The following is a 9017-nucleotide window of genomic DNA, read 5'->3' on the forward strand; positions in this document are numbered from 1 at the left end:
TTTATCCGTTTTCTGTGTTATGGGCATGGATGACCGTCAGACCATGCATGGTCAGGTCATCTTCTATCGTGTCAAATAGCAGTTCGCCCTGTGCGAACAAGGGCGCAAGTCCGCCCGTGCCGACCACCTTCATGGGTCTGCCATATTCGGCCTTGATCCGTGTCGTGATCCCCTGGATCAGGCCGACATAGCCCCAGAAGACGCCCGACTGGATACAGGCCACCGTGTTGGTGCCGATCACCTTCTCGGGCTGCGAGATGTCCACATGCGGCAATGCCGCCGCGCCCTGGTGCAGCGCCTCGAGCGACAGGTTCACCCCCGGCGCGATCACACCCCCGACATAGGCGCCATCCTCGGCCACCACGTCGAAATTGGTCGCGGTGCCGAAATCCACGACAACCACGTCGCCGCCGTGCCGGTCGAAGGCTCCGGCGGCATTGGCGAGCCGGTCCGGCCCCACGCCTGTGCCCACGTCGACCCGCGGCGCATGCGGCAACAGGCATTCCGGCTTGCCGACGACCACGGGCCGCACGCCGAAGAACCGGTCCGAGAACACCCGCAGGTTCCACACCACGCGCGGCACCGTGGACGATATGATCACATCGGTGATCTTGGGTTCGATCTCGTAATGCGCGATCAGCGTCGAAAACCACGTGAAATAGGCGTCCGCCGTGCGCCCGTGATGGGTCGAGGTGCGCAGGGTGCACAGAAACCGCGTCCCGTTCCAGATCGAGAACACGGTGTTGGTGTTGCCGCAATCAATGCACAGAAGCATGGCCCTGCCCCTTCAAAAGAAAATATCCGCCGCCGCGATGGCCTGGCGGCCTTCGGCGGTGTTTAGGACGATCCGCCCCTCGGCGTCTACAGTCTCGAAGGTCCCGGTGACCTCGCGTGTCCCCATCCGCGCCGTCACGACCTCTCCCAGCCGCGCCGCACGCGCCAGCCAGGCCTCGCGGATCGGCCCGAACCCGTAATTGACCATCTGCGCCTCGTGCCGCGCAAAGGCGCTGGCCAGCATGTCGAGAAACACCTCCGGACCGACTTCCACTCCCAGCGCAGACAGCACCGAAACCGGCGCCACCGCACCGGGTTCCACCTCGGAAGCCTCCGGCGCAGCCACCAAGTTGACACCGATCCCGATCGCCAGATGGGGTCCAAGGCTCTCCAGCAGGATGCCGGCCACCTTGCCACCGGTCAAAAGCACGTCATTCGGCCATTTCAGCGCCAGCCCGTCGACCCGACCCGAGACCGCCACCAGCGCATCGAAAAGCGCCAGAGCCGCCACGAAACTGCGCAGGGCGCGCCGGTCTGCCGCGTCCGTCGTCGGCAGCACAAGGGTCGCTGCGAAATTGCCCTGCGGGTTGACCCAGGGACGTCCCCGCCGCCCCCGCGCCGCGGTCTGGTGAGAGGCGAAGATCCAGGTCGGCCCTGTCAGCGATCCGGCCTGCCGCGCCGCCTCGGCCATGGTGCTGTCCACCTCGGCCAGCACCTGCCGACCGTATCCCAAAGGCCAATCAGACAAGACCCCGCGCTCCTTCATCTTGCCGGATAAACTCCCGCCGGAGGCACCGCGTCCCGCGCAGCGGGGCGCAAAAAACAAAGCGACGCGCCATTGGCGCGTCACCATGCTGCGTCCGGCAGGATCGCTCAGTTGACAAGGGTCGCCGCCGCGGTTGCCGCCATCCCTTCGATCCCGAACAGGTTCACGACACCCACCACCATGATCACCGCGCTCGCCATCAGCATGCCCCAGAGCACCGGCGACTTGCCACCGTCAAGCCCGTCGTCCCGCTCTTCGCCGAAATACATGTAGAACACGATGCGCAGGTAATAGAAGGCGCCGATCACCGAGGCCACCGCACCGGCGATCGCCAGCCAGGCCAGGCCCGCATCATAGGCCGCGCGCAGGACGTAAAGCTTGCCGAAGAAGCCGACCAGCGGCGGCACTCCGGCGAGGCTGAACAGCAGCACCAGCATGGCCAGCGCCTTGCCCGGTTCCTTCTTCGAATACATGTTGAGCGACGCGATGTTCGACACCGGCTGGCCGTCCCGCTCCATCGACAGGATGAAGGCGAAGGTGCCGACGCTCATCGTGACATAGATCGCCATGTAGATCAGCATCGACTGCACGCCGAACGCCGTGCCCGCGGCAAGGCCCATCAACGCGTAGCCCATATGGGCAATGGACGAGAACGCCATCAGCCGCTTGATGTCGGTCTGGCCGATGGCGGCGATTCCGCCAAGGAACATCGACAGCAACGACAACAGCGCGACCACCTGTTGCCAGTCTCCGACCGCACCGCCGAACGCGTCATGCAGAACCCGCGCGAAAAGCGCCATCGCCGCGACCTTGGGCGCGGTGGCGAGGAACGCCGTCACCGGCGTGGGCGCGCCTTCGTAGACATCCGGCGTCCACATGTGGAACGGCACCGCCGACACCTTGAACGCCAGGCCGGAGATCAGGAACACCAGGCCAAAGAGCAGACCCAGCGACACATCGCCTTCGGACGCCGTCTGGATGATGCCCGAAAACAGCGTCGTGCCGGCATAGCCATAGACCAGCGACGCACCGTAGAGCAGCAACCCCGAGGACAGGGCACCAAGCACGAAATACTTCAGCCCCGCTTCGGTGGATTTCACGCTGTCGCGGCGCAGCGAGGCCACGACATAGAGCGCCAGCGATTGCAACTCGAGCCCCATGTAGAGCGACATCAGGTCGCCCGCCGACACCATCATCATCATGCCGACGACCGACAGCGTGATGAGCAGCGGGTATTCGAACCGCAACAGGCCCCGTCGCGTCATGTAACCCTCGGACATCATCAGGACAGCGGCCCCCGAGACAAGGATCATCACCTTGGAAAAGCGCGCAAAGCCGTCATCGATGAACAGCCCGTTGAAGGCCACGTTGGTGCCTGCGCCGTTGAAGCCGATCCACAGCGCCACCGCCAGGAACAGCGCGCTTGTGATCCAGACCAGCGTCGAGGCCAGCCCGTCCTTGCGCGTGTAGACCGCACCCAGAAGCGCCAGCATCGCGTAGACCGACAGGATGATCTCGGGCAGGATGACGTTCAGATCAGACGAGAGCATATCCGCGTCCCTTTTAGTGGTTCGCTGCCACCTGCGTGGCCGAAGGGGCCTCCGCAAGCGCAGTCTGGTAGTTGGAAACAAGCGCCTCGACCGACGGTCCGATCGTGTCGAGGATCGGCGCGGGGTAGACCCCGAAGAGGATCGTCGCCACCACCAGCGGCGCGAAGATCGCCCGCTCGCGGCGCGTCATGTCGGTGATCGTCTTGAGGCTTTCCTTGATCAGGTCGCCCAGCACCACGCGGCGGTAAAGCCACAGCGCGTAAGCCGCCGACAGGATCACCCCGGAAGTGGCCACGAGGGCGATCCAGGTGTTGACCTGAAAGATGCCGACCAGCGTGAGGAATTCCCCGATGAACCCGCTGGTGCCCGGCAGGCCGACATTGGCCATGGTGAACAGCATGAAGATCAGCGCGTAGGCCGGCATGCGGTTCACCAGCCCGCCATAGGCGTCGATGTCGCGGGTGTGCATCCGGTCATAGATCACGCCGACACACAGGAACAGCGCCCCCGAGATGAAGCCGTGGCTGATCATCTGGAAGATGGCGCCGTCGATGCCCTGCTGGTTGCCGGCGAAGATGCCCATGGTCACGTAGCCCATGTGCGCAACCGACGAATAGGCGATCAGCTTCTTCATGTCCTCCTGCACCAGCGCCACAAGCGAGGTGTAGACAATCGCGATGACGCTCATCCAGAGCACCAGCGGCGTCAGCACATCGGACCCGATCGGAAACATCGGCAGGCTGAACCGCAGAAAGCCGTAGCCCCCCATCTTCAGAAGGATCGCCGCCAGAACCACCGACCCGGCGGTCGGCGCCTGCACGTGTGCGTCGGGCAGCCAGGTATGCACCGGCCACATCGGCATCTTGACCGCGAAGCTGGCAAAGAAGGCAAGGAACAGCAGGGTCTGCATGCCGCCGACGATATGCACGCCCAGCACGCTGAAGCTTTCCGATCCGAACTGGTGAACCAGCAATTGTTCGATATCCGTGGTGCCGGCATCCGAGAACATCCCGACCATCGCCACCAGCATCAGCACCGAGCCGAGGAAGGTGTAGAGGAAGAACTTGAACGATGCGTAAATCCGGTTCTTGCCGCCCCAGATGCCGATGATCAGGAACATCGGGATCAGGCCCGCTTCGAAGAACAGGTAGAACAGCACGATGTCCAGCGCCATGAACACGCCCAGCATCAGCGTTTCCAGCAGCAGGAAGGCGATCATGTATTCCTTGACGCGGTGCGTCACGTCCCAGCTTGCCGCGATTACCAGCGGCATCATGAAGGTGGTGAGCAGGACGAACAGCACCGAGATCCCGTCGACCCCCATCTTGTACTGAAGCCCCAGCAGCCATTCGGTCTGTTCGACCATCTGGAACCCGGTGTTCTGCGGGTCGAACTGGAACAGGATGAACAGCGAGGTCACGAAGGTCGCGCCGGTGGCGATCAGTGACAGCCACTTGGCGTTGCGGTTGGCAGCGTCGTCATCGCCGCGCAGAAACACCATCAGGATCACCGCCGCGAGCGCCGGCAGGAACGTGACAATGGAAAGCAGGTTATCCATCAGTTTGCTCCTCCGCTCAGCGTCATCCAGGTGACAAGCGCCGCAATGCCGATCACCATGAAGAAGGCATAGGTAAAGATGTAGCCGGACTGCGCCTTGCCGGCGAGCCGTGTCAGCATCGGAATAAAGCCCATCGCAACACCGTTGATCGAACCGTCGATGACATTGCCGTCCCCCCGCTTCCACAGGACCCGCCCGATCGAGCTTGCCGGCTTGACGAAGACGAAGTCGTAGATCTCGTCGAAATACCACTTGTTGAGCAGGAACTGGTGCAGCGGGCGCTGGTTCTCGGCCAGCCGCTTGGGCAGTTTCGGGTTCACGATGTAGAACAGATAGGCGGTGCCGAACCCGATCAGCATCGCGATGAACGGGCTGACCTTGACCCAGGTCGGCGCGTGGTGCGCATCGTCCATCACATGATTGTCCGGCGCCATGTAGATCGCCCCGTCACCGGGCGCATAGGCATGCGCCTCGTCGGCTGCCTCCGCGCCCTCTTCGCCATGGGTCTCGGTCGGTTCCGTCACGTCGGCAACCGCACCCTCGACATCGCCTTCGGCCAGCTCTTCCGCCGCTTCGCCGATGCCTTCGCCAGCATCGTCGGCAAGGGTCGAGACATGCATGCCATTGGCCCCGATACCGAAGAACCGGTTCACGCTGTCATGGTCGCCGAAAAAGCTGTTGTACCAGACCATGCCCGAGAAGATCGCACCGAGGCTCAGCACACCCAGCGGCACCAGCATGACCATCGGGCTTTCATGCGCATGTTCATGCGTGTGCTTGTCGCCGCGCGGCTTGCCGTAGAACGTGAGGAACATCAGACGCCAGCTGTAGAAGCTGGTGAACAGCGCCGCGATGACCAGCATCCAGAAGGCATAGCCCCCCGCCGTCCCGGCCCAGGCGCTTTCGATCACCGCGTCTTTCGACAGGAACCCGGCAAAGCCGATATGGGTCAGCGGAATGCCGACACCGGTGATCGCCAGCGTGCCGATCATCATCGCCCAGAAGGTATAGGGGATCTTCTTGCGCAGACCGCCATAGTTCCGCATGTCCTGTTCGTGATGCATGGCATGGATCACCGACCCCGCGCCCAGAAACAGCATCGCCTTGAAGAAGGCATGCGTGAACAGGTGGAACATCGCCACCGAATACACGCCGACCCCCGCGGCCACGAACATGTAGCCCAGCTGCGACATGGTCGAATAGGCGATCACGCGCTTGATGTCGTTCTGCACCAGACCGATGGTCGCCGCGACAAACGCCGTGCTGGCGCCAAGGAAGGTCACGAAGGTCAGGGTCTCGGGAGCAAACTCCATCAGCGGCGACATGCGGCAGATCAGGAACACGCCCGCGGTGACCATGGTCGCGGCATGGATCAGCGCCGACACGGGTGTGGGGCCTTCCATCGCATCCGGCAACCAGGTGTGCAGGAAGAGCTGCGCCGATTTGCCCATCGCGCCGATGAAGAGCAGGAAGGCGATCAGGTTGGCCGCGTTCCATTCGGTCCAGAGGAAGGTCAGCTGCGTTTCGGCAAGGGTCGGGGCTGCCGCGAAGATGTCGTCAAATCGGATGCTGTCCACGAGGAAGAACAGCGCGAAGATGCCAAGGGCAAAGCCGAAATCGCCCACACGGTTGACGACAAAGGCCTTGATGGCGGCCGCGTTGGCCGACGGCTTGCGGTAGTAGAACCCGATCAACAGGTAGGACGCGACGCCCACGCCTTCCCAGCCGAAGAACATCTGAACGAGGTTGTCCGATGTCACCAGCATCAGCATGGCGAAGGTGAAGAACGACAGGTAGGCAAAGAAACGCGGCTTGTAGACCTCTCCCTCGCGCCACTGCGGATCATGCGCCATGTAGCCGAAGGAATAAAGATGCACGAGGGCCGACACCGTGGTCACGACGATCAGCATGATCGCGGTCAGACGGTCGAGGCGAATGGCCCATTCGGTGCTCAGCGTGCCGCTTTCGATCCAGCGCAGGATGTCGATGGTCTCGGTCACGCCGTCATGGGTCAGGAACACGATCCAGGACAGCAGACAGGCAAAGAACAGCAACCCGGTAGAGACCCACATGGCCGCCGTTTCGCCGATGAACTTCCAGCCGAACCCGCAGAGGATCGCGCCGACAAGCGGGGAAAACAGGATGAGCGTTTCCATCATCGTCAGCCCTTCATCACGTTGATGTCTTCAACCGCGATGGAGCCACGGTTGCGGAAGAAGCAGACGAGGATGGCAAGGCCGATGGCCGCTTCGGCCGCGGCGACCGTGAGCACGAACAGGGTGAACACCTGCCCCACCAGGTCGCCAAGGAAGCTCGAGAACGCGACAAGGTTGATGTTCACCGCGAGAAGCATCAATTCGATGCTCATCAGCAGGATGATCACGTTCTTGCGGTTCAGGAACAGCCCGAAAATCCCGATCACGAACAGCACCGCTGCCACTGTCAGGTAATGCTCAAGTCCTATCATTACGTCCCTCCGGGGTGTGCCCCGTCGTTTTCTTTGTCAAAGCGCCCCGGAGATGATCCGGGGCCGCATGTCGAAGTCCCGCGGCACTGGCACGGAACGGGTGTCTTACAAGCCCTGCCCCGGCTTCACGTCTTTCAGTTCCATCGCCTTGGCCGGGTCGCGATACATCTGCGCCAGCACGTTCTGCCGCTTGATGTCGGTTCTCTGGCGCAGCGTCAGGACGATCGCCCCGATCATCGCCACCAGCAGGATCAGGCCCGCCAGCTGGAACAGCAGGAAATACTGGTCATAAAGGATCATGCCCAGGGCTTCGGTATTGTGCCTGTCCACCGGCGTCACCTGCGCCCGCAACCCTTCGGCCGCCGCGTTGCTTTCCCAAGCGCCGAAGGCGATTGCGAACTGCATCAGGATGATCACCCCGAACAGCAGCGCCAGCGGCATGTAGCGTGCCATCTCGGCCTTCAGCTGGGAAAAATCCACGTCCAGCATCATCACCACGAACAGGAACAGAACCGCCACCGCGCCCACGTAGACGATGATCAGAAGCATCGCCACGAATTCCGCACCCAGCAGCACGAACAACCCGGCAGATGACAGGAACGCAAGGATCAGCCACAGCACCGAATGCACCGGGTTGCGGCTGATCACCGTCAGAAGCCCACCGGCAATCGTCGAGATGGCGAAGAGGTAGAAGGCAAAGACACTCATGTCTCGTCATCCTTTTTGTCGTCTTCCATGACATCGCGCGCCAGCTCCATGGCGCGGGTCATGGCTGGAATACCGGCGAACATCGACATCTGCGCGATGGTCTCGGCGATCTCGTCTCGGGTGGCGCCCGCCTCGATGGCGTGGCGCACCGTCATGCGCAACTGGGTGTCGGCCTGCGCGCCCTGCATCGTCAGGCCCGCCAATGTCAACAGAAGCCGCGTCTTGGCATCGAGCCCGTTCTTGCTGATCCCCTTGCCGAACCACATCTCCATGGCGTCTTTCGGCATGGTCGGCCACATCTTCTCGAACCCCTGCGGGTCGAAGGAGGTCAGCGACGGATTGAAGGCCTTCGCCATCTCCTGCGCCTGCTGCATCATCAGCTCGAACGGGGTCTTTGCGTCGCTCATCGGTACGGTGCATCCAGCTCGAGGTTGCGGGCGATCTCGGCTTCCCAGCGGTCGCCATTGTCCAGCAGCTTGGCCTTGTCGTAATACAGCTCTTCGCGCGTCTCGGTCGAGAACTCGAAGTTCGGGCCTTCGACAATCGCATCGACCGGGCAGGCCTCCTGGCAGAAGCCGCAATAGATGCATTTCGTCATGTCGATGTCATAGCGCGTGGTGCGGCGTGACCCGTCATCGCGCGGTTCGGCATCGATCGTGATCGCCTGCGCCGGGCAGATCGCCTCGCACAATTTGCAGGCGATGCAGCGTTCCTCGCCATTGGGATAGCGGCGCAGCGCGTGTTCGCCGCGGAACCGGGGGCTCAGCGGGCCTTTTTCATGCGGGTAGTTGATCGTCGCCTTGGGGGCGAAGAAATATTTCAGGCCAAGCTTCATGCCCTGGTAAAAGTCCTGCAGCAGGAAATACTTGGCGGCGCGTCCGTAATCGATCTGCGTCATCGTTGCTCTCCTTATACCCAGCGCGCAAATGCGCCCCAGAACCAGTCGAATTTCGCCGCGAAGGCCACGAAGACCACCCAGACCAACGAGAACGGCAGGAAGACTTTCCATCCCAGCCGCATCAGCTGGTCATAGCGGTAGCGGGGCGTGATCGCCTTGACCATCGCGAAGAGGAAGAAGAAGAACGCCATCTTGCCGACCATCCACAGCGCGCCATCCGGCAGGCCCGGAATGGGCGAGAGCCAGCCGCCGAAGAACAGCAGCGATGTCAGCGCGCACATCAGGAACATGGCGAT

At 62.4% G+C, this 9017-nt stretch carries 10 protein-coding genes; all 10 read right to left on the bottom strand.

Annotation, left to right across the window (positions count from 1 at the left end):
• Window position 1: 1 nt before the first annotated feature.
• Window positions 2-775: a type III pantothenate kinase gene (locus LCF60_RS18585; protein WP_292293854.1), complete on the bottom strand. Its 774-nt coding sequence runs from the start codon at window positions 773-775 to the stop codon at window positions 2-4.
• A gap of 12 nt (window positions 776-787) precedes the next feature.
• Window positions 788-1522 carry a biotin--[acetyl-CoA-carboxylase] ligase gene (locus LCF60_RS18590; protein ID WP_292293855.1) on the bottom strand — a complete coding sequence of 245 codons (735 nt, stop codon included), beginning with the start codon at window positions 1520-1522 and terminating at the stop codon, window positions 788-790.
• A gap of 125 nt (window positions 1523-1647) precedes the next feature.
• On the bottom strand, window positions 1648-3090 hold the full coding sequence (gene nuoN, locus LCF60_RS18595) for an NADH-quinone oxidoreductase subunit NuoN (RefSeq protein WP_292293856.1): 1443 nt from the start codon (window positions 3088-3090) through the stop codon (window positions 1648-1650).
• Window positions 3091-3103: 13 nt separating this feature from the next.
• Complete coding sequence (locus LCF60_RS18600; RefSeq protein ID WP_292293857.1) at window positions 3104-4648, bottom strand: NADH-quinone oxidoreductase subunit M; 1545 nt, start codon at window positions 4646-4648, stop codon at window positions 3104-3106.
• A complete protein-coding gene (nuoL, locus tag LCF60_RS18605) occupies window positions 4648-6804 on the bottom strand; it encodes an NADH-quinone oxidoreductase subunit L (RefSeq protein WP_292293858.1) in 2157 nt (718 codons plus the stop codon). Before nuoL ends, LCF60_RS18600 begins: the two co-directional genes overlap by 1 nt.
• A gap of 5 nt (window positions 6805-6809) precedes the next feature.
• Window positions 6810-7115: an NADH-quinone oxidoreductase subunit NuoK gene (gene nuoK, locus LCF60_RS18610; protein WP_292293860.1), complete on the bottom strand. Its 306-nt coding sequence runs from the start codon at window positions 7113-7115 to the stop codon at window positions 6810-6812.
• Window positions 7116-7220: 105 nt separating this feature from the next.
• Complete coding sequence (locus tag LCF60_RS18615) at window positions 7221-7823, bottom strand: NADH-quinone oxidoreductase subunit J (protein WP_292293861.1); 603 nt, start codon at window positions 7821-7823, stop codon at window positions 7221-7223.
• Window positions 7820-8230 (bottom strand): carboxymuconolactone decarboxylase family protein, encoded by a 411-nt coding sequence (locus tag LCF60_RS18620; protein ID WP_292293863.1) that lies wholly within the window; start codon window positions 8228-8230, stop codon window positions 7820-7822. Before LCF60_RS18620 ends, LCF60_RS18615 begins: the two co-directional genes overlap by 4 nt.
• Complete coding sequence (gene nuoI, locus LCF60_RS18625) at window positions 8227-8721, bottom strand: NADH-quinone oxidoreductase subunit NuoI (protein WP_292293864.1); 495 nt, start codon at window positions 8719-8721, stop codon at window positions 8227-8229. The genes LCF60_RS18620 and nuoI overlap by 4 nt, the downstream gene beginning before the upstream one ends.
• Before the next feature lie 11 nt (window positions 8722-8732).
• On the bottom strand, window positions 8733-9017 hold a 285-nt coding region (locus LCF60_RS18630), incomplete at its 5' end, for an NADH-quinone oxidoreductase subunit H (RefSeq protein WP_292293866.1).

The organism is Marivita sp. (assembly GCF_020055635.1).
Taxonomy (GTDB): domain Bacteria; phylum Pseudomonadota; class Alphaproteobacteria; order Rhodobacterales; family Rhodobacteraceae; genus Marivita.